This window comes from Paenibacillus sp. J31P316 (assembly GCF_056269105.1).
In genome coordinates, this window is the sequence record NZ_JBWDNI010000001.1 from 1,028,134 (window position 1) to 1,051,632 (window position 23,499).

General features: G+C 50.7%; 26 protein-coding genes. 13 read left to right on the plus strand and 13 right to left on the minus strand.

Features of this window, described 5'->3' with window-relative positions; translation table 11 throughout:
• Positions 1 to 62 precede the first annotated feature (62 nt).
• From AC0YNU_RS04490 to AC0YNU_RS04500, 3 genes are all read left to right on the plus strand, one after another.
• Entirely contained in the window at positions 63 to 1,250 is a 1,188-nt protein-coding gene (locus tag AC0YNU_RS04490; RefSeq protein WP_475753529.1) for an NAD(P)/FAD-dependent oxidoreductase, read from the plus strand.
• 33 nt (positions 1,251 to 1,283) lie between these two features.
• Positions 1,284 to 2,201 (plus strand): RNA polymerase sigma factor SigJ, encoded by a 918-nt coding sequence (gene sigJ / locus AC0YNU_RS04495; RefSeq protein ID WP_475753531.1) that lies wholly within the window; start codon positions 1,284 to 1,286, stop codon positions 2,199 to 2,201.
• Positions 2,202 to 2,273: 72 nt separating this feature from the next.
• The gene (locus AC0YNU_RS04500) at positions 2,274 to 2,759 is read left to right on the plus strand and encodes a CBO0543 family protein (RefSeq protein ID WP_475753969.1); all 486 of its coding nucleotides are present in this window, start codon (positions 2,274 to 2,276) and stop codon (positions 2,757 to 2,759) included.
• Between the two features lie 81 nt (positions 2,760 to 2,840).
• Here the strand turns inward: AC0YNU_RS04500 and purM are convergent, their stop codons facing one another.
• Positions 2,841 to 3,890 carry a phosphoribosylformylglycinamidine cyclo-ligase gene (purM, locus tag AC0YNU_RS04505; RefSeq protein WP_475753533.1) on the minus strand — a complete coding sequence of 350 codons (1,050 nt, stop codon included), beginning with the start codon at positions 3,888 to 3,890 and terminating at the stop codon, positions 2,841 to 2,843.
• 156 nt (positions 3,891 to 4,046) lie between these two features.
• On the opposite strand from purM, the gene pdxR reads away from it, so the two are divergent.
• Positions 4,047 to 5,528, plus strand: a complete 1,482-nt coding sequence (gene pdxR, locus AC0YNU_RS04510; protein ID WP_475753971.1) for a MocR-like pyridoxine biosynthesis transcription factor PdxR — start codon at positions 4,047 to 4,049, stop codon at positions 5,526 to 5,528.
• A gap of 38 nt (positions 5,529 to 5,566) precedes the next feature.
• On the opposite strand, the gene AC0YNU_RS04515 is transcribed toward pdxR, so the two are convergent.
• The 6 genes from AC0YNU_RS04515 to AC0YNU_RS04540 are packed head-to-tail and all read right to left on the minus strand — an operon-like array spanning position 5,567 to position 9,442.
• Positions 5,567 to 5,965: a VOC family protein gene (locus tag AC0YNU_RS04515; RefSeq protein ID WP_475753536.1), complete on the minus strand. Its 399-nt coding sequence runs from the start codon at positions 5,963 to 5,965 to the stop codon at positions 5,567 to 5,569.
• Between the two features lie 43 nt (positions 5,966 to 6,008).
• A complete protein-coding gene (locus AC0YNU_RS04520; protein ID WP_475753538.1) occupies positions 6,009 to 7,019 on the minus strand; it encodes an AAA family ATPase in 1,011 nt (336 codons plus the stop codon).
• 28 nt (positions 7,020 to 7,047) lie between these two features.
• On the minus strand, positions 7,048 to 8,166 hold the full coding sequence (locus tag AC0YNU_RS04525; protein WP_475753540.1) for an aminopeptidase: 1,119 nt from the start codon (positions 8,164 to 8,166) through the stop codon (positions 7,048 to 7,050).
• A 52-nt stretch (positions 8,167 to 8,218) separates the two neighbouring features.
• On the minus strand, positions 8,219 to 8,863 hold the full coding sequence (locus AC0YNU_RS04530) for a hypothetical protein (protein WP_475753542.1): 645 nt from the start codon (positions 8,861 to 8,863) through the stop codon (positions 8,219 to 8,221).
• A complete protein-coding gene (locus AC0YNU_RS04535; protein WP_475753544.1) occupies positions 8,823 to 9,020 on the minus strand; it encodes a DUF4177 domain-containing protein in 198 nt (65 codons plus the stop codon). Before AC0YNU_RS04535 ends, AC0YNU_RS04530 begins: the two co-directional genes overlap by 41 nt.
• A 35-nt stretch (positions 9,021 to 9,055) precedes the next feature.
• Positions 9,056 to 9,442 (minus strand): GNAT family N-acetyltransferase, encoded by a 387-nt coding sequence (locus AC0YNU_RS04540; protein WP_475753973.1) that lies wholly within the window; start codon positions 9,440 to 9,442, stop codon positions 9,056 to 9,058.
• A gap of 287 nt (positions 9,443 to 9,729) precedes the next feature.
• Here AC0YNU_RS04540 and AC0YNU_RS04545 point away from each other — a divergent pair, with 287 nt between their 5' ends.
• Complete coding sequence (locus AC0YNU_RS04545) at positions 9,730 to 10,512, plus strand: alpha/beta fold hydrolase (protein ID WP_475753546.1); 783 nt, start codon at positions 9,730 to 9,732, stop codon at positions 10,510 to 10,512.
• A 200-nt stretch (positions 10,513 to 10,712) separates the two neighbouring features.
• Here the strand turns inward: AC0YNU_RS04545 and lepB are convergent, their stop codons facing one another.
• Both lepB and AC0YNU_RS04555 read right to left on the minus strand, forming a co-directional pair.
• On the minus strand, positions 10,713 to 11,369 hold the full coding sequence (lepB, locus tag AC0YNU_RS04550) for a signal peptidase I (RefSeq protein ID WP_475753548.1): 657 nt from the start codon (positions 11,367 to 11,369) through the stop codon (positions 10,713 to 10,715).
• Between the two features lie 176 nt (positions 11,370 to 11,545).
• Complete coding sequence (locus AC0YNU_RS04555) at positions 11,546 to 12,301, minus strand: class I SAM-dependent methyltransferase (RefSeq protein ID WP_475753550.1); 756 nt, start codon at positions 12,299 to 12,301, stop codon at positions 11,546 to 11,548.
• Positions 12,302 to 12,694: 393 nt separating this feature from the next.
• Between AC0YNU_RS04555 and AC0YNU_RS04560 the strand changes: the two genes are divergently transcribed.
• Entirely contained in the window at positions 12,695 to 13,801 is a 1,107-nt protein-coding gene (locus AC0YNU_RS04560; protein ID WP_475753552.1) for a DUF4303 domain-containing protein, read from the plus strand.
• Positions 13,802 to 13,971: 170 nt separating this feature from the next.
• On the opposite strand, the gene AC0YNU_RS04565 is transcribed toward AC0YNU_RS04560, so the two are convergent.
• The 3 genes from AC0YNU_RS04565 to AC0YNU_RS04575 all read right to left on the minus strand — a co-directional run bounded on the left by AC0YNU_RS04565 (position 13,972) and on the right by AC0YNU_RS04575 (position 15,279).
• Entirely contained in the window at positions 13,972 to 14,148 is a 177-nt protein-coding gene (locus AC0YNU_RS04565; RefSeq protein ID WP_475753554.1) for a hypothetical protein, read from the minus strand.
• A gap of 16 nt (positions 14,149 to 14,164) precedes the next feature.
• Positions 14,165 to 14,551 (minus strand): hypothetical protein, encoded by a 387-nt coding sequence (locus tag AC0YNU_RS04570; RefSeq protein WP_475753556.1) that lies wholly within the window; start codon positions 14,549 to 14,551, stop codon positions 14,165 to 14,167.
• Between the two features lie 104 nt (positions 14,552 to 14,655).
• Complete coding sequence (locus tag AC0YNU_RS04575; protein WP_475753558.1) at positions 14,656 to 15,279, minus strand: hypothetical protein; 624 nt, start codon at positions 15,277 to 15,279, stop codon at positions 14,656 to 14,658.
• 285 nt (positions 15,280 to 15,564) lie between these two features.
• Between AC0YNU_RS04575 and AC0YNU_RS04580 the strand changes: the two genes are divergently transcribed.
• The 4 genes from AC0YNU_RS04580 (at position 15,565) to sigJ (AC0YNU_RS04595) (ending at position 20,265) form a co-directional block, all read left to right on the plus strand.
• Positions 15,565 to 17,013 (plus strand): spore germination protein, encoded by a 1,449-nt coding sequence (locus tag AC0YNU_RS04580; RefSeq protein WP_475753560.1) that lies wholly within the window; start codon positions 15,565 to 15,567, stop codon positions 17,011 to 17,013.
• Positions 17,010 to 18,164 carry a Ger(x)C family spore germination protein gene (locus AC0YNU_RS04585; protein ID WP_475753562.1) on the plus strand — a complete coding sequence of 385 codons (1,155 nt, stop codon included), beginning with the start codon at positions 17,010 to 17,012 and terminating at the stop codon, positions 18,162 to 18,164. The genes AC0YNU_RS04580 and AC0YNU_RS04585 overlap by 4 nt, the downstream gene beginning before the upstream one ends.
• A gap of 25 nt (positions 18,165 to 18,189) precedes the next feature.
• The gene (locus tag AC0YNU_RS04590; RefSeq protein WP_475753564.1) at positions 18,190 to 19,293 is read left to right on the plus strand and encodes a GerAB/ArcD/ProY family transporter; all 1,104 of its coding nucleotides are present in this window, start codon (positions 18,190 to 18,192) and stop codon (positions 19,291 to 19,293) included.
• 90 nt (positions 19,294 to 19,383) lie between these two features.
• A complete protein-coding gene (sigJ, locus tag AC0YNU_RS04595) occupies positions 19,384 to 20,265 on the plus strand; it encodes an RNA polymerase sigma factor SigJ (RefSeq protein ID WP_475753566.1) in 882 nt (293 codons plus the stop codon).
• 138 nt (positions 20,266 to 20,403) lie between these two features.
• On the opposite strand, the gene yidC is transcribed toward sigJ (AC0YNU_RS04595), so the two are convergent.
• Complete coding sequence (gene yidC, locus AC0YNU_RS04600; RefSeq protein ID WP_475753568.1) at positions 20,404 to 21,123, minus strand: membrane protein insertase YidC; 720 nt, start codon at positions 21,121 to 21,123, stop codon at positions 20,404 to 20,406.
• A gap of 84 nt (positions 21,124 to 21,207) precedes the next feature.
• Here yidC and AC0YNU_RS04605 point away from each other — a divergent pair, with 84 nt between their 5' ends.
• The 3 genes from AC0YNU_RS04605 (at position 21,208) to AC0YNU_RS04615 (ending at position 23,458) form a co-directional block, all read left to right on the plus strand.
• Positions 21,208 to 21,348: a hypothetical protein gene (locus AC0YNU_RS04605; RefSeq protein ID WP_475753570.1), complete on the plus strand. Its 141-nt coding sequence runs from the start codon at positions 21,208 to 21,210 to the stop codon at positions 21,346 to 21,348.
• Between the two features lie 302 nt (positions 21,349 to 21,650).
• Positions 21,651 to 22,091, plus strand: a complete 441-nt coding sequence (locus tag AC0YNU_RS04610) for a MarR family winged helix-turn-helix transcriptional regulator (RefSeq protein WP_475753572.1) — start codon at positions 21,651 to 21,653, stop codon at positions 22,089 to 22,091.
• A 188-nt stretch (positions 22,092 to 22,279) separates the two neighbouring features.
• Positions 22,280 to 23,458: an MFS transporter gene (locus AC0YNU_RS04615; RefSeq protein ID WP_475753574.1), complete on the plus strand. Its 1,179-nt coding sequence runs from the start codon at positions 22,280 to 22,282 to the stop codon at positions 23,456 to 23,458.
• The last annotated feature ends 41 nt before the right edge of the window (positions 23,459 to 23,499 follow it).

The window sequence follows — 23,499 nt, forward strand, 5'->3', positions numbered from 1 at the left end:
GGCGTCACAGCATGCGCCGCTATCTCGTCTTGTTAACAAAGGAACAGAAAGGATGAGCATACATGAATACAAAGACTTGCGTCGTCATCGGCGCCGGATACGCGGGCATTCACGCCGTGAAAGAAATTCGCAACCTGCTCGGAAATCAGGCGGGCAACCATCCCCTCCGTCTCGTCCTGATTGACCGAAATCCCTACCATCTGCGCAAAGTGCTGCTGTTTCGGCCGGCCGTCACCGACGAGGACATTCGAATCCCCTTGGCCACGCTTTTTCCCGACGGGGTGGAATTGGTGCAGGCGACCGTCACGCGGATCCGTTCGGAGGAGCGGAAGCTTATGTATGAGGATGCCTCGGGAGCGGAGCGGGAGATGGATTACGACCTTCTCGTCGTCGCGGCAGGCAGCGTCGTAAGGGAACCGGCTCCCGCGCAAGGCGGCATCGCGCTCGCTTCCCTGGCGCACGCGCGGCAAATTCGGAGCGCGTGGCTGGCTAATCTGGAGCGGGCCACGACGGAAACCGACCCGGACGAGCGAGCGCGCCTGATGCGCGTGGCGATCGCGGGAGCGGGCATAAGCGGCATGGAGACCGCGGCAGAACTGGCGCATCATGGCCGCAAAGATGCGGAGCGGCTCGGCCTCGATCCGAGGGCCGTCTCCATCGAGCTGTACAATGCGCAATGGCGGCTGTTTCTCGACGGTCCGGCCAAGGTCGGACAGAAACTGGAACACTACCTTCGGGAGCTGGGAGTCGACGTCCTGCATGAGAAACGCGTCGTCAAGGAAATCGACGGCGCGTTGACGTTGTCTGACGGCGAAGAACGCCGCGTCGGCCTCTGCATCTGGACGCTCGGGCTGCTACCCAATCCGATGCTGCGCGCGATCGGCATGCCGGTCACGGCGGAAGGCGCCGCGATCGTGGATGCGAGCTACCGGGTCAAGGATATGCCGGGCGTCTACGCCATCGGCGACTGCGCCCGAATCGCTGCCCCCGGCAGCGGGCAGACCGACGGCATGACGTGCAAGGAAGCGATTCCCCAAGCGGCCAGGATCGCCAAAGTGCTGCTGGCGGATCTCGAAGGCCGCCAAGCGCCGGTGCACGAAAGCTATATGAAAACGTTCTGCATCGGGCTCGGTCCCGACAAAGGACTGGCTTGGGTGAACAAATGGGGACTCGATTTCGTGATTACGGGTAAATTGGGCTGGAAAATCAAAACCTATACGTGGGAAATGGCAAGCATGCTGCCCAAATGATAGACGGCATGACCGGGAACGGAGTTGGCTCACATGGAAGAACTGTTCAAGGCGTATAACGGGCTGCTGCTCACGCTGGCTTACCAGATGACCGGCTCGTGGTCCGATGCGGAAGATGCGGTACAGGACGTGTTTCTGAAGGTCTGCGACGCGAACCAAGCGAGCGCTGCCGATGATCCGAAGGCGTATTTGTGCAAAATGGTCGTCAATCGCTGCCGCGACCTGTACAAATCGGCGCGCAGACGGAGAGAATGTTATTTCGGCGAATGGCTTCCCGAACCCGTCCCAACCTCGGAAGATGAACCGCTGGAATTCATCCTCCAAGACGAGCTGCTATCCTATGCGACGCTTGTTCTGCTGGAGAAGCTCACTCCTGCGGAACGGGCGGTGTTCGTGCTGCGCGAAGCGCTTGCCTTCGACTATGCCGGCATCGCCGGGATCATCGGCAAAAACGAGGCCAACTGCCGCAAGCTGCACAGCCGCGCGAAGAGCAAAATGGCGCTCGGCGAGGAGCAGCCGGTCGTCGCCGAACCCGCCAAGACGGCTTGGATCCGCCAATTCGTCGAGGCGCTCGAGCAGGACAATACGGAGACGGTCGTCTCCATGCTGGCAGACGACGTAGTGCTCGTCTCGGACGGAGGCGGCAACGTCTTCGCCGCCGCTCACCCGATCGCCGCGCGCGACGCCGTCTCCAAATTCCTGATCGGTTATTATCGGAAGTCGCTTCGCCTCGAGGAAGGCATTCGCTTCGAATTCGGCGGGGTTAACGGACAGACCGGGATCGTCGTCTATTCGGGAGCGCGCGTCGATTCCGTCGTGCTGCTCCATGCGGAGGGTTCTTCGGTTCAAGGCATTTACATCGTCCGCAATCCGGATAAACTGAAACTCTTCCATCCTCGTCAGCCTGCCGCGGATGGAACCGAATCGTTTCCAAAACAGCATACATTCTGATGAATTTGAGAATTATAACCGTTAATCTAAAGATCTCGAAGTTAAAGGGGCTAATCCATGCCTTTCATTGCTATGGACATCCTATTCATACTTGCTGCGTGGCGCTGGGGGGATTGGAGACACTGGGAAAAATATCATTCGACCATTTTGTATTTCTTGCTTGGCGACGTTTTTTATATGGTGCTAACAAGCCATTATCCACTATGGCAGCATCAGCCCTCGACGCCAATTCCTAGTTATATAGGTGTCGAACTCTGTTGTTTGGCGTGCTTTGCATCAACCACGCTGATATACCTTGGTATTTTCCCAAACAGAGTCGGCAAGTCAATATTATGGATTGTACTTTGGGTAGCCATTTATTCCATGATTGAGGTCATCTATTTGCTTTTCGGATCGATCAAACATTTTAATGGTTGGACTATGCTTTATTCGGTTTTATTCAATATGGCCTTGTTCCCCATGCTTCGATTACATTTGTCCCGGCCGTTACTGACCTACCTGATCTCAATTCCAATTGCTATTGCGATAATGATTATATTCAAGGTACCAATAAAATAATAGGCGCTCTGAGATGAGCCTATCGTGGGAGGGCTTGTTCTCATTTGCTAGTTTGCTTATTTGCGTGTAAGCCAGCTTACGCTAGTCCCGCTCCCACTGCAGTTCATTCTTATAAGCAACGCCTTGCATGCCTACGGTAATTTCCCCCATCTCGTAAGCCCAACAACCGGCTGCCGCCAAATGCGCGATCAGTCTTTCCGCATGTTCTGGTTCGGCTACAACCGCCAAACCCACGCCCATATTGAAGGTTTGCAGCATATCATCATCTGGCAATTGACCATACCCCCGAATGACCGGGAAAAGCGGATGAATGTTGATTTTGCTCAGATCAATGCTCGCCCCCGTCCCCTGCGGCAAGATCCGCTTGAGATTCCCTTCGATCCCGCCACCGGTAATGTGAGCCATTCCATGTATGGCCGGGTCGCTAAGCAGCGCTTGAAGCGGCCTGTAATAACACGTATGGGGAAGCAGAATCGCGTCCAGAAAGTTCAGTCCCCCGATCATTTCCGCCAAGATCTCCGGCCGCTCGGCCATCAGCCTGCGAACCAACGAATAACCGTTGGTGTGCAGACCGTTCGAGGCAAGCGCGAGCACCCGGTCTCCCGCACGAATCCGAGTGCCGTCGACGATTCGATCGCGGTCCGCGACGCCGACGATGCTGGCGTTCAGCATATATCGCCCTTCGGGAAGCATGCCCGGCTGCTCGGAGGTCTCGCCCCCGATCAGGCTGCATTCCTGCTCCCGGCATGCCTGCGCGAGATGCTTGACGATCGCCACTACCGTCTTGCTTTCAATCCGCCCGCACAGGATCGTGTCCAGCACGACCTCCGGCTTCGCTCCCATGACGACAATATCATTGATCAGATGATGAATCAGGTCTTGGCAAATGCCCTGGATGCGGTCATGCTCAAAAGCAAGCTGCTGTTTGGATCCGGGCTCTTCCGCCTTCATCACAAGCACGGGATTCTCGATACCGTCAAACCGCGGCAGGAACAAGGAAGCAAAAGCGCCGCTCCGATTCAATACCCGAGGGTCCTCGCTTTCCGTCCACGCCCCCATTTCTCCTTTCGCCCGCTCCGCGTTTCGAATATCCACTCCAGCATTCTTATAGCTGTGCTTGTTTATGTCCACTCGTCTCAACGCCTCTCCTCGTAATCGGCCTGAAGCAGCCTGTAACGATAAGGATAGCGGAAATCTGTCATTTTCAAATGGACAGTTAACAATTAAAATGAATGACAGATAGCGAGGACGAAGAAAGAAGAACGCAAGGAGTTGACCCGCTTGTTCATGCCGCCGCAGCTGAAAGTATCCGCCTCGCAGCCAGGCTATTTACGCATTTACCATTACTATAAGGAGCTTATTCTGCTCGGAACCATCCCGCGGCACGCCAAGCTTCCCTCCATTCGCGCTCTCGCTCACCATATGGGAATCAGCCGCAATCCCGTCGAGGCCGGCTATGCGCATCTGGTCGCCGAAGGATACATTCTGAACCAACCCAAGAGCGGTTACTATGCCGCTGCAATACAGCAGCTGCCGCTGTCAGCTCCAACTGCTGCTCTCGGATCCGTTTCAATGCAAGCCTCGCACGATCAACGAGCCCAAGCATCTTCCGTTCCTACGCTAAATCAGAGCTTATCTCAGCATGACGGCAGCGGCAAGGATACCATCGACTTCGCTTACGATCGCATACAGACCGACTCCTTCCCGTTGAACATATGGAAGAAGCTTACCCAGCGCATGCTGCGCGAAGCCGATTCCGATCTATTCAGTTATGGCGACCGGAAGGGCGAGCCGTCCTTGCGCCGCTTGATCCAGTCTTATGTCAGGCAAAGCCGAGGCGTCGTCTGTGAACCGGAGCAAATTATCGTTACGTCCGGCACGCAGCAGTCAGCACTCCTTATCGGCCTGCTTCTTCGTTCCGAGCAGCGCCCATTCGGCGTGGAAGCAGCCATGCATCCCGGCCTGCATCATATATTCGACCAGCAGCTGCGAAGCTTGTTACCCATTCCGCTCGAACAAGACGGGATTTGCTGCGATGCGTTGGAGAGGTCGATTCCTTTATGCGGCGTCTATGTAACGCCGTCCCATCAGTTCCCTTATGGCTGTATCCTGTCTGCCGCGAAGCGAACCCGATTGCTGCAATGGGCTGCCGATACGAATGCATGGATCGTCGAGGATGATTATGACAGTGAATTCATTTATGACGGCCAGCCGCTTCCGGCGCTTCAGGGGATGGACAGGCGCGACCGAGTTATTTATATGGGGACGTTCTCCAAAGCATTAGCTCCTGCGCTGCGCCTCGGCTACCTGATCCTGCCTCCGGAATTGCTGGCGCGATACGAGCATGAATTCTCGAGTTATGACGGGACTGCATCGCGATTGACCCAAATTACGATGGCGCGATTTATGGAGGCCGGGCATCTCGACCGGCATATTCGGAAGATGCGAACCCGATATAACACCAATCGGAAGACATTGATCGCAGCAGTCGCGCGGCATTTCAAGGAGCATGCCCGCGTGTCAGGCGTATCGTCGGGTGTGCATGCGAGGCTTGGCGTGATGACAGCATTGTCCGCGCAAGAGCTTGCCGCAAGCGGAAAACAGGCGGGGATCGGTATTTGTCCGGTAACGGATTTTCATCTGTTCGCCAATGCTGCTGGCTGTGCGACCGAGGCCATTCGCGAATTCGTTATCGGTTACGGAGGCGTGACAGGGGAGGAAATCGAGTCGGGGATCCGCAGGCTGGCTGAGGCTTGGTCGTTTGCGTAACCAGGACCCAGCCCAGCCGAGATGCCCGCGCTGGCTGTTCATGATTGTTCTTCAATTGCCCAGAAGCGATTTCCATAAGGATCGCAGAACCGCAAGATTCGATCTCCCGGGCCGCCGGGAATGATTTCAATCTCTCCGACGGTTACGCCGCTGTTGATTAAATCCGATCGCAATTCATCGATGTTATCGGTTGCAAATTGAATGGAATAGTGCGGACTCAGCTTCGTGTTACCTGTATACCATATACTCTTCTCATCTTCTTCTTCTCCAAAAAGCAATATTTCTTGTCCGGATGTTAATTTAAGGCTAGCAATACCCATCTTCCACACGAGTTCGAATCCAAGCACGTTAACATACCATTCGATGGCTTTCTCATATTCCTCGAAATTCCCCGATTTTGTAACCGGAATGCCTAGTACCATTTCTTTTACGCCCAAAGTGAATGGCCCCTCTCGACTTATAAATGGATAAATAATGTAATTAGCCAAGCCGCGTTGCGACGCACGCTGCCTCGCCGTCTAACAAAGCCGGTCCGGTCAGATGCAATTGCATGTGATCCTCGACAGGGTTCAACATGAAGCGGATTTGGAAAGGCAAGGATGCCACGTCAAACGAGCCTCCCGGATTCGGCAGCAATTCGGTTTTGGTCCATATTTGGGGTAATCCATCGACGACTAATTTGCCCGATTCGCATTGAACCGTACAGAGACGATCCTTGTTATCCTCATCGGCATACGAGTAGCGTCCTACATATATGTGCAGATCCACGGGAGAATCGACGATTTCGCCGGCTAATTCGATTCCGATAAACGCTTCGATTTGACGATAGTAGGTTGGCCAATCAGCTAGATGATTCTCGATCTTCAATTTAGAAAGCTGCATGTGGTCGTACAGATGATCCATGACGTTGCGATATTGCTTCCAATAGGTTACCGCTCCATCCATGCCGGTTAACTGGTGGGTTTGGCCGTACTGCGACTCCGAGGCACGCTCGATCATGAATTTTTCGGTCTCGGCACCTCTCCTTCTCATGATTTTCTTGATTGCGGTTTCTACATCGTCTTGATACAAATGAATGACGAATGGCTGAAGCCTCTGAATGATCGTTTCGACCGCTTTTAAATAAGCCGCAATCTCCGCCTCGGCCACATTATTCGGAAACAAGCTCCAGGTTAAATACCCGAACAGGCAACCGTCAATTAAGATGATTTCATTAGCGGAATCCACGTATGCTGCGAACTGTTCCCACTGGCGAAGCGCTCCTTCAATGACGCCTTGATAGCTGCCGTTGCTTAAATCGTTCACGATTTGATTGGCCGAAGCAAGGTCACGATACACGTAAACGGGATGTCCCAATTCTTCTTCATACCACCATTTGTTCGGATAGCCTAACCGGGTCAAAGTCCGTGATAAATATTGGGCTGTTGACGATTTGCCGGACCCTGGAATTCCCTCGACACAGATTAATTGGGTATTTAACAAGCTAACCAAGTCCTCTCGTCTATCCTTCGTAATCTTCCTATCCCTTCAAGTTCTCCGGATTCAATCCCTGCAAAGCTTCGGGAAGAAAAATGCCGTCCTTACGGACCAAAAGATCATCAAACCAGATCTCGCCTCCACCGTATTCGGGTCGTTGAATATTCACGATATCCCAGTGCAGCTCGGACAAATTATCGTTGCCAGACGAAAGGAAAGGCACGCACCCAGGCGTAAAATGGTAGCTGCCGCATATCTTCTCGTCGAATAACGTATCTTTCATCGGCTTCTCGATATAGGGATTCAGACCGATTCCGAATTCGCCGAAATACCGAGCTCCTTGATCCGTATTCAATAAGGCGTCGATTCGATCGGAATCATTCGCCGTCGCATTCATGATCTTGCCAGCTTTAATTTCGAACCGAATATTGTCGTACGTAAATCCGTCTTTCAGCGAAGGCGTATTATAGGCTATGAAGCCGTTGACCGAATCCTTGACCGGCATGGTGTAGACCTCGCCATCGGGAAGGTTCATGATCCCCGCATCTTTGAAGACCGGCATGCCTTTAATCGAAAACGTCAACTCCGTGCCCGGTCCCGTTATCTTCACGATATCCGTCCGTTCCATCAAGCTGACGAGAGGGTCCATCGCTCGATCCATTTTGGAATAATCCAGATTGCATACGTTAAAATAAAATTCCTCAAAATCATCCGTAGACATGTTCGCTTGTTGTGCCATCGCGTAGTTCGGATAGCGAAGAATACACCATTTCGTATGGTCATAACGCCTTGCGTTGATCTTTTGAGCATAATGCTTGCGATACAGTGCCATTTTCTCGGGAGATACCCCGCTTAATTCACTCAAATTGTCTCCGGCTCGGATGAGGATATAGGCTTGCATCTCATTGACGCGATTTAAGTCGTAGGCAGCCATGGCAACGAGTTGTTCTTCGCTGCATCCGTTTAAGATCTCTCTTAACAGTTCATGGTTATTTATGAGCAAGAACGGAAAGCCGCCGACGCCATAGGCTTGTCTGATCAACGCCTTGGCCAAGGGAATTTCCAAGCCATCCACTTCGATTAATAGCTTTTCTCCCCGCTGCAGCTTCACGGAATAATGAATCAAGTTATGAGCAAGCTGCTCCATTCTTGGATCTTTCATCGATTGGCCTCCTTTGTAGAGATACAGAATGACGGCAATTCGGTAGTCACATTCAAATCCATGTCCGAAACGACTTATTGACCATCTTTACGTCGTTCGTTTCTGCCCATTTCACAATATCCGCGATGCCTTTATCCTGATCTTCAGAAAACCTAAAACTCATTTTGGCGGGGACCAAACGTTTCCCATGCGGCTTGATCCCAATAACGGGTCTGAAATAACCCATCTTCAAAATACATTTGATTTCCTTCGCATGAATCGCACGCCCGTTTAATCGTATTTCCGAATGGTCTAGATACATCTCCGTCGGTTTCTTGAACGCTCTGTACAACGCCACTACCCATACAAGCAGACAAAACAGAAACGCTGCAATCGTATACGTAAACAGGATCATGCTATCCGTCTCATTTAGGCGGAATAACTGAATTAACAGCATCAGTGTTACTAACGTCACAGCAATCGTGACTCTTTTCCCCGAAGGACCTTTTACGGCATGTTTTACAAGCTCGATTACGAACCCCTCCTCTGCTCTCTCAACATTACCATATTCTCCTTTAACTGGAACACTGATAATTATGGCGCATGCGGAACACAAGCCCACTTTCGCGTAAAAAAACAGCCGATAGATCGGCTGTTCCGGCGGAAAATGTATGCGGCTATTCTTCGTTCCGAATGACGCGTTCAAAAATAATTTCATATTCTCCGGGCTTCCCATGACCATTATAGTTGGTGGGCAACACCTGCACTAATCTCCAGCCTTGTTTGGCATATTCATCGATTGTTTCTCGATGCGTGGCAGAGGAGAAGAACCCGCCTAGCGAAGTTTCTACATATTTGTATTCGTACCGATCCACGATCTATCAATCCCTTCGCATCGTATGGTTGTGCTTTATGGGGAAATCCACTCATATCGAATATCGGCTAAATTTTCTTCGTTTTCATGTCCGCGACCGATGATTTTAAATCCATGCTTTTCATAAAATCGTTGCGCGATAGGATTAACTTCAAATGTGTATAAGGTCAACTTGCCCTTGGATTGCTCCTTGGCTTTATTGAGCAGCGCTTGACCGATACCGACGCCTTGATAATCGACATGCATATAGAGTTGGCTAATTTCATGCTCATTGTAAGCCATGATTCCAACCACTTGTTCGTCGATAAGCACGACTTCAACTTGGAACTGCGTGGGCAAGACATGATTTAAAAAATAAATGTGGTCTTCAACGCTATGAATTGGTTTCTGCCCAAGCGCCTTTTCCTTGCTCGCCCGCCACATGCTCACGGTTTGTTCGGCATATTCGGGGCTGTACGGAGTAATCGTGTATCGCTTCAAAGTAATCCCCCTTTCAGGTTTAGATTTGAGCAGTTTCAATCACCATGGAAGATCATTCCTCTCCCAATATTTAACGCAGCTGGAACAGAATTGTTGCAGCCTCCTCTCCGCACGCTGGGCTTGTTCCGCAGATGCTAGACAGCCGATACAAAAAAATAGACGTTCACCTATTTCACCCTAGGTGAGTACCTTATGAGGGATGTTACTTTCAACTCAACGAGGTGATCGGCGTGGGATACTTTGTTACGGTGGAACCAGGGGTAAAAATATTTGTAGAGGATATAAACCCGACGGGGACGAAGACGATCCTTTTTATTCATGGCTGGCCGTTGAATCATAAACAGTTTGAATATCAGTTTAGTTTTCTGCCGACATTGGGTTTTCGATGCATAGGCATTGACTGGCGGGGGTACGGAAATTCGGATAAACCGTTCAGCGGCTACAATTTCGACAGATTGGCGGATGACGTCCGTGCCGTAATCGATGCCCTTCAGTTAAAGAACATTACGCTGGCAGGACATTCCACAGGAGGAGCGATCTCGATTCGTTACATGGCTCGACATCAAGGCCATGGGGTTTCCAAGCTCGTTCTGATCGACGCAGCATCGCCAGGCAGCGTTCCGAAAGAAGCTGCGAATAAATTCATCGCCGATACCATTCAGGATCGTCCTAAAATGCTGCGGGATTCAACGGGGCTCTTTTTCTTTCAATATATCTCGCCGCCGACCGCGGATTGGTTCTTTCAGCTCGGATTAGAAGCAGCCAATTGGGCGACGATCGCTATTATGGTTACGCTCAGAGATGAAAATGTTTACCAAGATCTGCCGAAAATAGTCGTTCCGACGTTAATTATCCACGGCATTCATGATAAAATCGTTCCATTTGTCAATGCCCAGGAAACCAACAAGCTGATCCGAAATTCTCAGCTGGTTCCATTCCAATACAGCGGTCATTGCACCTTTCTTGAGGAACGTGACAAATTCAACCACCTGCTGGCCCAATTTAGCGGCTAATTGTTAGTTTTGCATATAAAGCACAACATCCTCCATGTACTGACCCACAAGTTACGAGTTGTCTACCTTCATACATTCCAGTTGAACCGGCTTTTTTGGCCCGGTTAATTACCTCCTGCCATTTTTCTTCCGGTATATTAACTGGACCAATTTGGGTCATCATTCGGTTGGGATTCAACGATGCATCTAGCATCCAGCGCTTATGATGTTTTCTCATACCCCAGAACATGACCTTTCACATTAGCAATGGGAAGCGGTCCAAATATCTGACTATCGATGCTTCTCCACCACGTATCGCCCATGACGAACAGGTGGCCGACCGGTACCGTCACCTTATCCATATTTGTTATAAAATAGTTCCTCATGTTTCGCTCGCACTCTTCGCACGGACGAGACCGATCAAGCGTATTGAAATAGTCCTCTTCATTCAAACCCCAGCTCAATGCCTCCCCGTAGAAGGTATTTAACCGCTTCCCGTTTACATAGACCTTGCCCTTCTTGATTTGAACCTCTTCTCCAGGGAGTGCGATTATCCTGGAAATGTTCGTCTCAGGCGGCGTTAGGCGCGGATATTTATTCCGGTCAATCGCTGGTAGTGTATAATAAATCACTTCGCCACGTTGAAATTCATGCTCCTGGTAATAGCTCGGATCCACCACGAGCTTCCCGATCTCCTGCGAGTCATATTCCAGATGCCGACGAGACATGCCGTCGTTATTGTTTTCAACCCGAATGAAGCTCGGCTTCATCTCTACGGTCACAGGCGATTCGGGCGTGTTCGGATCCGTTATCGCCTGCTCTTCGCAGCCAACTGTCAACAAGACGAGGCAGAGGCCAAACATTATTTTCAACCGCATGGCTAATCCCCCTTCACTATGATCTCACCTCTATTTTACGCAAGATAAGGAAATGTCCGGCTATAAAATCCAACAATTTCCTGAACACTGAACTATCGTACATAGCTAGCTATATAAAGAAAGAGGAATCGCCATCGTTCGGCGGTTCCTCTTTCCCTTGCTAAGGATGCATGTTTTTACTTTCTAGCCCTAAAAATCATGAAATTTTGATCATCGTTCATGGCTTGAAAGTTGTAGCCGCCATAAACGGCTACCGCTTGAAAACCAATCTTTTCGAGCATCATGATAAATTCGTACTTATAGTACCATCTTAATTTGGATGTGGTGAATACCGTATCGAGTAGATGCCCGTCCTGAAAGATTTCGTATTTATCCTTATTCGTTTGCGCTTGATCATGGAAGTTAACGCTGGATATAGAGCTTAAAATGACTTCTGCTCCGTCACTGCGAATTCCCCTGCGTCCAACCTTCCAATCATCCGTATTCACGTTTCGAGGAATAAACAACGGAATAATGATTTGACCACCATGATCAAGATGGTCGAACATGCTTCCTAAAGCACGTAGAGCCTCATCTCGTTCCGATATGCACATAAAGGATGCTAGTGGAATATAGATCGTTTTATATGTTTTCGACAAATTTAAATCTTGTACAAGTTGATGATACAGGATGGGGAATACTCCCTTATCAGAAGCTTTTTGCTTGCAGAGGTCGAGCATTTCCCCCGAGCAATCAACCCCATCAACGTTGTAGCCTTCCGTCAGATAAGGAATTAACAGTCTGCCCGTTCCGCATCCAATCTCCAAAGCAGCCCCCGGAACCTCATTCATCAGCTTCTTGTAGAAATCCGTATCATCGAAATGATCTCCCGAAAACCAAATATCGTACGTGCTAGCAACGATTCCTTGATAAGCTCCTTGAGTAGAAGTCATGTATGGTATACCCTCCATATTTTAGTCTCATTTCAGAAGGGTATGAGTATGGATTACTTAACCCTTCAGCACCTCGGAATTAGTGGCTGCAACCTGGTTTCTTTTGTTCATTTCAATAACCTCGCTTCCTGATTGGGATATTTCCAGATTACTGTAAAAGTAAATATATGTATAGTGATAATTCCCTCCGGTCACATCTAGAAATACCATTTAGCTATATGTAAATGTACGAGGCAGGACAACATGTTTAACATTCGAAAAAATGCTTCCGATAATAGAAGAGCATGCTAATTTTGGAGTAAAGTTACAGATGGCGTACGGAACCTCGCTCTCCACTATTCTTAGTCCCAGCAGCATGACACATTAATGAATCACTTTTGGAGGATCGATGGTATGAATACTTACTACTCTGAGCTTGGCCGCAAGCTCGCAGGGCAAACACCAATTACAACAGAAGGCTTTTATGTTCTACATGATAACGATGAGGTCAGCCGGAGCTTGACTTCTTTGGAAGGGATTCCGATTGTTACAGCCGAGCGTTTCGCCAAGGCCTTGGTAGAAGGTTGCAAAACCATTATTCGTGAGTTCGCTGAACTTCCTGCGAATAAGGATGTTTACGCTTTTAACTTGTATGCGGACGATCACAACTGCTTCTTCGTCTATATGAATACCGAAGAATGTTTTACTGCGACGTTAGACAATTACGAATATGAAGATCCTAAAAGAATTAATTCACTAAAGTATAATCAGGGGGATTTTGATTATCAGTTCAGCACTGAAGATATGGGTGAATTCGGAGATACGATCGCACAATTTGAAAAAACGGCATATAGAGCTTTAGAACTGGAAGATGATGAGTTTGGAGAGGTTACAGGCATGCCAGTTGTCGCTTTCGAAGCAGGTATTATTTATATGGGTTATCAAGTGCTTGCGTTAGAAGCAATACAGTGTTTAATCGACGGGAATGCATTCTCTCAGCTACGAAGAACTGACGAATTTATAGCTTATGCCGCAACAGGAAACGACTATGTCGATTATAGCATTATCATGCGTAAGACAATTGAACCAGCATTGTTCGCTACGTTGTTCCCTGATATGAGAGAGCTTGACCAGCAGTATAATTTGGAGTTAGAGACCTATCGGAATCTGACGGTCTCTGAAGCAATCGATTACTGGATGGAAGCCGTTCACGACGGATATAAACTCAGCTCACCTTATCGTTACGTGCGGTCAGAATATGAGGTATTAGCGCAGCTTGCACCATTCGGAAATTCTCTAGCAGAGGAATGTCTCCCGAGATTAAGGAGACTCGCGGGACAGGACGAACTATCGCGAGTGGATATAGAAGAGCTATTATACTATATTGAATGTTTACATTTCTCGGGTAGCTTGAATGCCCAGCAGCAAGGTGAATGCCAAGAAATCGCAGAACTGCTGGTAGAGAAACACGAGGATTTAAAGACGGAAGCGCGCCAACTACTTTTATTTACCAACCAGTAGACGATAAAAGAAAAATGTATAAGAGCCGAAGCAACTATCCATGGATGCTTCGGCTCTTCGAATTAAGAATTACCTTTTCTTCCAAGATGCCAAATACCATATATCCGAGTAGGAACACTTATCACTGCTGACAACAATTCATATTCGGCACTCCTCACTTACGTTCCGGGTCAGTTAAACAGCTTGGATAACAGAATTGCAATTAAAGGCCCAATCACCATAAAGCCCAGAAATGCCGCAACGAATTTCATTGGCGTCGACAACCCTCTAGATTGATCTAAACGGTCAAGTTTGGCATTCAATTTCTTTAGCTCTTCTAATATTTCTCTATTCAGTTCGTCCGACATACGCATCGTCTCCTAGTCATCGTAATTGGATAGGAACGACAGGGTCATGTACATTTACCCCCGTAATCTTCCATTGTCTGGACTTATCCAAACCGTAATGAACATTCAGGGTCTGTTCGTCCACGGATCTCCACTTGCTATCGCCCACGTATGCGGTTATCGTCACTTCTATATTCTCTTTTCCCCTCTCCATCTTCACGTCGCTTTCATTAATAATCAGCGGAGATAAAAGGATTTTATCTTCATTTCCCGTTTGGATACCTACGTATTTGTTAGAAGATAATTCCTCAACCTCTTTAATCACCTCGTCAGACGTAGGCATTATGGGATCTGTTTCATGACTGCAAGCTGCCATTCCAAGAAGCAAGAAAAGGATGAGGCAAGTCGTGCCGATTTTTCTCAAACGATTGAACCTCCCTTAACGGTCTTTCTTCAACATCCACTTCTCCTTATTCGCATTGTTGTACCGAACCTGACTCTAGATCCATACTACCACATAACGGAATTTCACTGCCTGCTACCGAAATAAGCATCCAACCATTCAAAGTTATCCTGTAAGCTTTTATTCCCATCAACGCTTAAAACATCTAGCTTCAATCTAGCAGCTTCTTGCTGGATATAGTCGGCGAATAAAGCGTCCCGCGACATCCAGTTGTTAAAAGCCATCGCAGGGTTGTCAGTCTGCTGCAGCACGCCTTGAATCCAATTCCTCTTGGCATATTGTTCTCTCTGGAAGCGCTCAGTCGGAATAACCCATAACGCCTTCTGATTCTCATTCAGTAGGGGCGCTACGAGCGAAGGCAATAATTGATTGCCTTCTACGACAATGGGGGTGTCCGGTCGCTGGGCAAGATCCTTGAGGACAAACGAAAAGTCTTCCATAAAAGATTGTTTATAGACACGGAGCTGTTCTTGAACTTCCCGCGCATAGAAAGCTTCATTCGGATTCATCCTTGCAACTTGATACATCGCAGGATAGTCTTCGCTCGAAACATGCTGCGCGTGTCGGTCAAAATGATCATCGCAAGCGTAGAACGCCAACCCATGCTTTGCGGCATACATCCTGGCTAATGTGCTTTTTCCAGCGCAAGCGGATCCGCCGATCCAATAAACGGCTTGATTCTCGAGCATTTTCCCACCTCCGGCTCCACTCATTCGCTAATTACGAACGGATCGGGCAAGCAGCGCGCCAATCCGTTCCACGCCTCGTGCAATATCATCCTCGTTTACGTTGGTTGCGTTTAGCTTCACGATATTCCTCTTCTCCAAATGCGTCAAATCATTCCGCTCCATAGGATTCCAGAAAAATCCAGAACGCGATTTCTGGATGTCATAACGATCCATATTCGCATAGGGGCAGCCTGCACTGCACATATTATCCAACATGTGAGTTCTATAGCACCGAGGTGATCAGACATGAATGCCCTAAACACAAGCGTCGAAGCGAATGAAGCTCATCTCAGAAAACAATTCGAAGATTGCTCGGATATCGTGTTTCGATCCTTCAAGCTGCGAGACGACACTCTGCTGTTGCTTGTCTTCCTGGAGGGCATGACAAATCTTCAAAGCGTGGAAGTGAACATTCTGAAGCCCCTTCTATTCGATGGACTGCCGCATGGCGTGGAGATCCTGGCATCGATCGCGGAGACGTTCAAGCGCGAATGGCTTCCGCTCGCGAACGTCCAGACGGCTGACTCCCTGGAAGATCTCGTGCAGCATATTTTGAGGGGCAGTATGGTACTGATGATAGACGGCGAAGCTTCCGCGCTCGTAGCGCAAGTTCCAGGCTTCGAGGAAAGAGGCATTCTGGAACCGAAGAAGGAATCGACCCTTCGCGGTTCGAAAGAAGGCTTCGTCGAGAATATTCGCACGAACACGTCGCTGCTCAGGCGCCGAATCATTCATGCGGATTTGAAGACGGAATCCTTTTTGATCGGCACTTATACGCAGACCGAAGTCGTCCTTGCTTACGTGAAGGGACTCGTCGATGAGAAGGTCCTCTCCGACGTACGGGAGAAGCTCGGCAAGATCGACATGAAAGGCATCATCGATTCTGCCTATCTCGAAGAGTGGCTCGAGGACAACTCCTTCTCTCTCTTCTCCCAAATCCAGAATACCGAACGGCCGGATATCGTAGCTGCGAGCTTATTGGAGGGGAAGGTTGCCCTCATCGCGAACGGAAGCCCCTTCGTCCTTCTTCTTCCCATTACGTTCTGGTCGGGCTTGCAATCGGCGGACGACTATTTCGAGCGCTTCATCTTCGTCATCCTTACGCGGACCGTCCGTTACATCATGACGTTCATTTCGTTCGCCTTGCCCGCCATCTATGTCTCGCTGTCGACGTTTCACCCGGAGATGGTCCCGAGCAATCTCATGATCAGCATCGCAACGGCCAGGGAAAGCTCGCCGTTCCCGACCGTCATCGAAGTGTTTCTCATGATGTTCATCTTCGACGCCTTGCAGGAGGCCGGCGTCCATCTTCCGAATCAGCTCGGTCCGGTCGTGAGCATCATCGGGGCGCTTGTCATCGGACAGGCAGCCGTCGAAGCCGGCATCATCTCCACGCCGATCATCATCGTGATCTCCTTGACGGGTATCGCGGCTTATACGATTCCGAGATACAGCGCCACGCTGCCTTTCCGTCTGATTCGTTATCTGATGCTCGTCACGAGCGGCTTTCTCGGCTTCGTCGGCTTTGCTTTCGGAATCATCTTCCTGCTGATCCATCTGGTGATGCTGGAATCGTTCGGAACGCCCTTCCTTCGCCCCATTGCACCGTTCGACGGCAAGCGGTTCAAGGATCTGATCATCCGTTATCCGCTCTGGATCAAGAATGGCCGGGACAAGAAGAGGAGCCGGCAATGACTCGATTTCTTCTTCTCTTGAGTGCCATGTTGATCCTGACGACGACAATCTCCGGCTGTTCGGATTTCGTCGAGCCGAATCAATTGGCCTTCGTATTGGGAACCGCGATCGATCATAACAAGGACGGGTCGATCGAAGTCAGCCTTCAGGTCGTCATTCCGTCGCAGCTCCAAAGAGGCGCCTCCGGAAGAGCGAACAGCTTCGTCGTCATCTCCGCTAAAGGGAGGGACGTCTTCGAGGCCAGCCAGAACATCCAGCGCAAGATCCCTCGGAGGTTGATGACGAGCCATCGCATTCTCATTGCGATCAGCGAATCGTTCTTCCAAGCGAACGAAGTGAACAAGCTGTTCGATAAACTGGGCAGAGACCCCGCTAACACGCTGAGGGATGTCGTCATATTGGTCAAAGGAGGCCGCGCAAAGGATTTCCTGATGCTCAAGCATCCAATGGAATATCTGACCAGCCTCGCCGCCGTCAAAGAAATACGGATTAACGGACTAAGCAATTTCACTTCGCGGCAGCTCGTGATCGACAGTCTCTCCGAAGGAACAAGGGCGATGGTACCGGTGTTTAATGTGGAGTACAAAGCGGTGACGAACGAGAATAAGAAGGTTGCGATTCCCATCTTTGACGGCTTTGCCGTGTTGAACAAAGAACTCAAAGTGAAAGGCTTCCTGGGCAGTTCCGAATGCGCCGGCGCGAGCTGGCTGGCGGGAAGAGGCATGTATCAAGGCATATCGGTGCCGTGGAAGAACGGCAAGGGCGTGCTTTCGTTCCGCTTTACCCGTCTTGATCGCAGCATCCGTTCCGTCCGGGGCCAGGACCCCAGGGAGGTCGCTCTCACCGTCAAGGCTCAGGCTTACCTGCTGGAGAACACGGCCGGGCTGGATATGACCGACGTGGGCACGATCGTAGACGTCCAGAAGTACCTGAACGCGTATGTCCAAAAGAAGCTGCAGCGCACGTTGAACCAGGTTCAGCAGATGGGACCCGATATCTTCGGCGTCGGCGAGCACTTGCATCGCAAACACCCGATCTGGTGGAAATCGCAGCGGGGCGATTGGGACGGAAATTTCAAAACGATCCACGTTGCCGTCAAGACGGATATTCTGCTTCGGTCGGTCGGCGTGATCGGCGGGGAACTCAAATAATCACGACGAGGAGCGTCGCATCGCCATGAAAGTAAGCGGGTACCAGATGTTTTGGCTGATCAGCATCTCCTCCATGATCTTGTTCTCCTATCTCCCCATCCAGCTGGCTGCGAGGGAGGCTCGCCAGGACTGCTGGATCTCCATCTTGCTCGGAAGCGCGATCATGATGGCCGTTACCTGGCTCATGCTCCGGATCAGCATGCAGCATAAGGACAAAACATTGGTCGGCTTTATCAAAGACCTGTTCGGCACCGTTCTCGGCAAACTGATCGTTCTCGTCTACTTCTTGCTGTGGTTCATGCAGATGGCCACGATTGCAAAAGGAACCGCGGAGTTCCAAAATCTGGTCATGCTGCATAACACGCCGACGCCCTTCATCCTCGTGTGCATGCTCTTCCTCGTTGGGTACGCGGTATATCGCGGAGGAATTACGGCAGTCAGCCGCTGCGCAGAAGTCATTGGCCCCTTCTTCGTTCTCGTATTGTACGCCCAGCTGTTTCTGAATCCCCAAGAGATGGATGTGAAACGAATCCTCCCCGTATATTACGATTCGGGGTGGTTCCCCATCCTGAAGGGCACGTTCTATTCGATGAACTATATGGTCGATCCGTCGATTATCCTCATGCTATTCTTCTTCGCCGAGAATAGGCGAACCGCCACGCGGGGAATTTTTTGGGGGACGGCAGTCGCCATGGCATGGGGCGTCCTGACGACGCTCGTGCTGCTGTCCGAAACCGGACCCGAGATGGCCGCCAAGATGACCATCCCCGTCTACTCGCTCACCAAATTCATATCCATACTCAATTTCGTTCAGAACATCGATGCGTTCTTCATCACGCTTTGGCTGCTGGGCGCCTTCATTAAATTGGGGATAGGGCTATTCATTCTTAGTTTCGGGCTGTCCGAGTGGACCGGAATCAAGAATTGGAAGCTTATCGCTTGCATGACCACGGCAGTGTGGCTGGCGTATCTGATCTACAGCACGCATGAAGTCCGATTATTGTACACGCTCCGAAACTTGTACCTGGTCGGGGGCTTCTACCCCTTCGTCTTCGTTGTTCTTCCGCTGCTGCTCTGGTTGATCGGCAGCATCAAGCAAAGCCGAAAATCGTCGGGCAGCCCATCCTGATGTCACAAACCGGTCCCCAAGCTCGTTATATTTAGGAGCCATGCTTTATACTGCTGAAGAGAGCAAACAGAAAGGGATGGAAGTGGAACCATGCAGGAATTGTACAAGCAATACAAGGCGCTGCTGTTTACGCTTGCCTACCAGCTGACCGGATCCGTATCCGATGCGGAGGATGTCGTTCAGGACGTCTTTTTGAAGATCTACGACGTCCCGCCGGAGAAGTTGACCGAGCCCAAAGCGTATTTATGCAAAATGGTCACGAACCGCTGCAGGGATTTGCATAAATCGGCGCGCAACAAGCGCGAACAATATTATGGCGAATGGCTCCCGGAGCCTTTTGTCAGTCCCTATGACGATACGATGGATTCGGTGGTGCGCGACGACCTGCTGTCCTACGCGATGCTGGTGCTGCTTGAACGGCTGACCGTTACGGAACGGGTCATATTCGTCCTGCGCGAGGCCCTTGGCTTCGATTACCGCGAGATCGCCGAGCTGACCGAGAAAAGCGAGGCGAATTGCCGCAAGCTGTTCAGCCGTGCGAGCGCAAAGATGGGCGTAACCTCCGAAGAGCTCGATCAAGCCGAACCCGCGAACTCCGAATGGGTAGAAGGCTTCCTGGGCGCGCTCAAGCAAGGAAACCTGAATCAGATTCTGTCCATGCTCGATAGCGATGTCATGCTGGTCTCCGACGGCGGAGGCAAAGTAACGGCGGCCGCGGAACCCATCGAATCGAGAGATCGTGTCGCGGAATTTCTGCTGGGTCCGCTTCGTCAGGCTTCCATGGTGAATGGAGAACCGACCTTCGAGCCGGCTCTCGTTAACGGGCAACCCGGATTCGTCTTTCGTACGCGTTACGGGATTCATACGGTGGGCTTGTTCCATATCGAGGGGAATACGATCCGCAATGTCTACGTGATCCGGAATCCCGATAAGTTGACGCACATCAGCCAGATGCCCCGCTCTTCTAATTAAGGAGAACGCATTCGTTCGATACGCACACAGTCATGGCGTCAGAAAAAAGTCCCTCTCGTTCCGTCTGGAACGAGAGGGACTTTCGTTTTCTCGGGCGGCGTGCAGCAATCGAACGGCCTCCCGCTTATGCTTCCTGGTTCATGCAGTTCCTGCAGACATCGTGCCAACGCCAGGCTCCGCGGGCGGCGCCGGATACAACCGCTTGGCGATCAGCGTCTGCATGATCATGATCAAACCGCCGACGCACCAATAGAGCGGAAGCGCGGCTGGCGCCGAGAACGAGAAGACGCCCATCATGACCGGGGATAAATAGACGATCCACCCTGTCCCCTTCTGCGCAGGTTGCGACGAACGCGCGAGGAGGGCTTGTACCAGATAGACGGCAGCCGCCAAGAACGGCATGACGAGATCCGAGCTGCCGAGCTGAAACCACAGGAACGTATGATGCGCCATCTCCGGGTTCGAACGAATCGCGTAATACAGGCCGGACAAAATCGGGATTTGCAGCAGCAGCGGCAGGCAGCCGATGGCGAGCGGATTGTAGCCGTGCTTGCCGTATAGCGCCATCGTCTCTTCCGTTTGCTTGCGCTGCTTGTCGGGATCTTTGCTTGAAGCGTATTTAAGTTTGACGGCGTCCAACTCGGGCTGCATGGCGGCCAGCTTAACTTTCATGTTATGCTGCTTCTTGTATTGGTTGATCATGAACGGCATGAGCGCCAGGCGAACCAGAACCGTGATCGCGATCAACGCAAGCCCGAAGCTCCCGTCGAACCAGCCTGCAAAATGGTCGATCAGCCAAGAGAAAGGCGAGACGATATATTGATGAAAGACTCCGATCTGAGCATACATAGTCGACATAATAATTGAAATCCTCCCTGTTGAATGTGTTCATGCGTATTCAACAGGGTCGCGCATGGGGATGAATCATCATCCGGCGCTTCTTTGCGCTTCGTCAACCACGTCAGCCGCTGCCTGCCGGAGCGTAACGTTCCGGACGGCTGGCCCAGCTTGGCTGCGGGCAAGTCTGCTTCGCCGATCATCGATCCGTTCAGGATCGGCGCGGCAGGACTCCACAATAAATAGAGGCAGGCCAAGGAAACAAGCGCGCAGATGGACATCGCGTACAGCAGTACGTCATGCAGCTCGAACAATGAGATTCACCCCCCGTGATTTCGTTATGTTCCATTCTAGTCCTTTCAGGCGCGCCTTGAATCGGTCCTGAGGTGGAGAAGCGTCTGGCAATAAGCGCCAGCTTCAAGAAATATTTGACCATCTTTTCCCCGCTTGCAATTATGGGCATATGAGACTAAAATCAACTTTAGCAAGGAACAGCCTACTCGGCAAAGCAGTAAATCATCCGCCAGCATGATGGAGGCGAGACTTGAATGAATTCCGACATTGATATTCCAAGGCTGTGCAACGCCACGAAGCTAAGACGCGCGACGCGCCATCTGACGCGATTCTATGATGCTTGTTTAGCCGAGACGGGCTTACGGGTTACGCAATTCGCGATCCTTGGCCACCTCAAGCATCAGGGACCGAAGACGATGAACGAGCTCGCTGAGCTTATGGCTATGGATCGCGCGACCATCGGACACAATTTGCGGCCGCTTGAGCGTGATCAACTGGTACGTATTCAAGTTAGCGAGACGGACCGGCGTGCCAGAATCGTGTCGATTACCGATGTAGGTCACGAGCGGTTGGAAAGCGGAAGATCGGGCTGGGAGCGGGCTCAAGCCGAATTCGAGAGCAAGTTCGGCGCGGAGCATGCGCATGCCATGCGTGAAATGATGGACGATGTAGTACTTGTCCATTTCGATATCTGAGCAACGACATTGTCTGTTGCATGCAGAGGTAAAAACAGTGCATCTAATCATTTATTGCAAATAGGGGCATATGAGACTAAATTGGCGATTTGATGCTATCCAGGTGCTCGCTAGTCTTGGTAAAGAACAGCCGAACCGGGCATAATGAAGCCATCTCTTATACAAAGAAATTCAGGGGGAGATTAGCTATGAAAAAGATGCTGTGGGCTGTTCTTATGATGTCCTGCGGACCGACTTTTATTTCGTCCTTATTACCGCTCTATTCGGAGCACTATAAGCTGAGCAGCTTGGAATTAACCTTGTTGTTTTCCGTGTATGCCGCTTTCCTGCTGCCGACTTTGCTTGTCGTGGGAGCCAAAGGAAACGACTGGGGATTGAAAAAGGTGCTGCGCTTCAGCATTTGGATATCCATCGCATCGACGCTGCTCTTTCTCGGGAGCACCGACGCTTGGATGCTCTATGCGGCTAGAATTTTGGAAGGCGTCGCATACGGTGCATTTACCGCGACAGCAAGCGCGTTTCTGCTAAAACAAACCTCGAGCGATAAAATAAGCACGGCAATCAAGCTATCTGGCGTCACTGTGAACATGGCCTTTGGCCTAGGGCCGGCCATATCCGGCTTGGTCGTGCAGTATGTGGACCTTGCGCCGCTTCGATTGCCCTTCTGGATTTTGCTCGTCATGCTGTTGAGTGCTTGGATCGTGTTGGAACGATTGCCGAAGCGCGAAGAATTCCAAGGTCGGAAGCCGGCTAAAACCAAAATTTCATTCGGCGTTCCGAGCAATATCCGAGCCCATTTCTTGTCTTTCATCGGACTTCCGATCTTCATGGTATTCACGTTAGGCGGCATCGTCTTCTCGCTGCTCCCTTCCGTGGTCAAGAACGTCATTCATACCTCGAATCTCTCCGTTTCCGGTTTGTTGATCTTGGTGCTGCTTGGCGGCGGAGCATTGACGCAGTTCTTGCCATGGCCGCGTAATCCCGTGACACGTCTGCGTGTTGCGGTCCTTCTTCTCATTCTCGGATCGTGGATCACCGTAATCGCAGGTCAGACGGAGAGTCTGGTCCTGCTTTGGACCGGCATCATCGTGCAAGCTTTCGGCGCCGGGTGGACGTTCCAAGTCACGCTGCGTTTCGCAGGCCAGCTGCCGAAGCCGGAAGAACGCCCGCGCGTGATTACGGCCTTTTATTTCAGCGCGTACACCGGATTCATCGTTCCCGTCGTCGGCGTCGGCATCCTGACCCAATTTTTCAATCTTCACCTTTCATTGGTCTTCCTGAATTTGTTCGGTTCGCTCGTCGTGTTCTATATCTTGTTGTACTCGTTCAGATTCAAACGTTATTATGCGAAGCTCACGGCAAAATAAGAAACGCAAAAACGGCAGTCATTTCTTCATGGCTGCCGTTT

Bases quoted from the DNA above. Each gene is read 5' to 3' on its own strand.
- AC0YNU_RS04490 (WP_475753529.1), top strand. From the start codon at position 63: ATGAATACAAAGACTTGCGTCGTCATCGGCGCCGGATACGCGGGCATT.
- sigJ (WP_475753531.1), top strand. From the start codon at position 1,284: ATGGAAGAACTGTTCAAGGCGTATAACGGGCTGCTGCTCACGCTGGCT.
- AC0YNU_RS04500 (WP_475753969.1), top strand. From the start codon at position 2,274: ATGGACATCCTATTCATACTTGCTGCGTGGCGCTGGGGGGATTGGAGA.
- pdxR (WP_475753971.1), top strand. From the start codon at position 4,047: ATGCCGCCGCAGCTGAAAGTATCCGCCTCGCAGCCAGGCTATTTACGC.
- AC0YNU_RS04525 (WP_475753540.1), bottom strand. From the start codon at position 8,166: ATGAAAGATCCAAGAATGGAGCAGCTTGCTCATAACTTGATTCATTAT.
- AC0YNU_RS04530 (WP_475753542.1), bottom strand. From the start codon at position 8,863: ATGAAATTATTTTTGAACGCGTCATTCGGAACGAAGAATAGCCGCATA.
- AC0YNU_RS04540 (WP_475753973.1), bottom strand. From the start codon at position 9,442: ATGTGGCGGGCGAGCAAGGAAAAGGCGCTTGGGCAGAAACCAATTCAT.
- lepB (WP_475753548.1), bottom strand. From the start codon at position 11,369: ATGCGGTTGAAAATAATGTTTGGCCTCTGCCTCGTCTTGTTGACAGTT.
- AC0YNU_RS04555 (WP_475753550.1), bottom strand. From the start codon at position 12,301: ATGACTTCTACTCAAGGAGCTTATCAAGGAATCGTTGCTAGCACGTAC.
- AC0YNU_RS04560 (WP_475753552.1), top strand. From the start codon at position 12,695: ATGAATACTTACTACTCTGAGCTTGGCCGCAAGCTCGCAGGGCAAACA.
- AC0YNU_RS04565 (WP_475753554.1), bottom strand. From the start codon at position 14,148: ATGTCGGACGAACTGAATAGAGAAATATTAGAAGAGCTAAAGAAATTG.
- AC0YNU_RS04575 (WP_475753558.1), bottom strand. From the start codon at position 15,279: ATGCTCGAGAATCAAGCCGTTTATTGGATCGGCGGATCCGCTTGCGCT.
- AC0YNU_RS04580 (WP_475753560.1), top strand. From the start codon at position 15,565: ATGAATGCCCTAAACACAAGCGTCGAAGCGAATGAAGCTCATCTCAGA.
- AC0YNU_RS04585 (WP_475753562.1), top strand. From the start codon at position 17,010: ATGACTCGATTTCTTCTTCTCTTGAGTGCCATGTTGATCCTGACGACG.
- AC0YNU_RS04590 (WP_475753564.1), top strand. From the start codon at position 18,190: ATGAAAGTAAGCGGGTACCAGATGTTTTGGCTGATCAGCATCTCCTCC.
- sigJ (WP_475753566.1), top strand. From the start codon at position 19,384: ATGCAGGAATTGTACAAGCAATACAAGGCGCTGCTGTTTACGCTTGCC.
- yidC (WP_475753568.1), bottom strand. From the start codon at position 21,123: ATGTCGACTATGTATGCTCAGATCGGAGTCTTTCATCAATATATCGTC.
- AC0YNU_RS04610 (WP_475753572.1), top strand. From the start codon at position 21,651: ATGAATTCCGACATTGATATTCCAAGGCTGTGCAACGCCACGAAGCTA.
- AC0YNU_RS04615 (WP_475753574.1), top strand. From the start codon at position 22,280: ATGAAAAAGATGCTGTGGGCTGTTCTTATGATGTCCTGCGGACCGACT.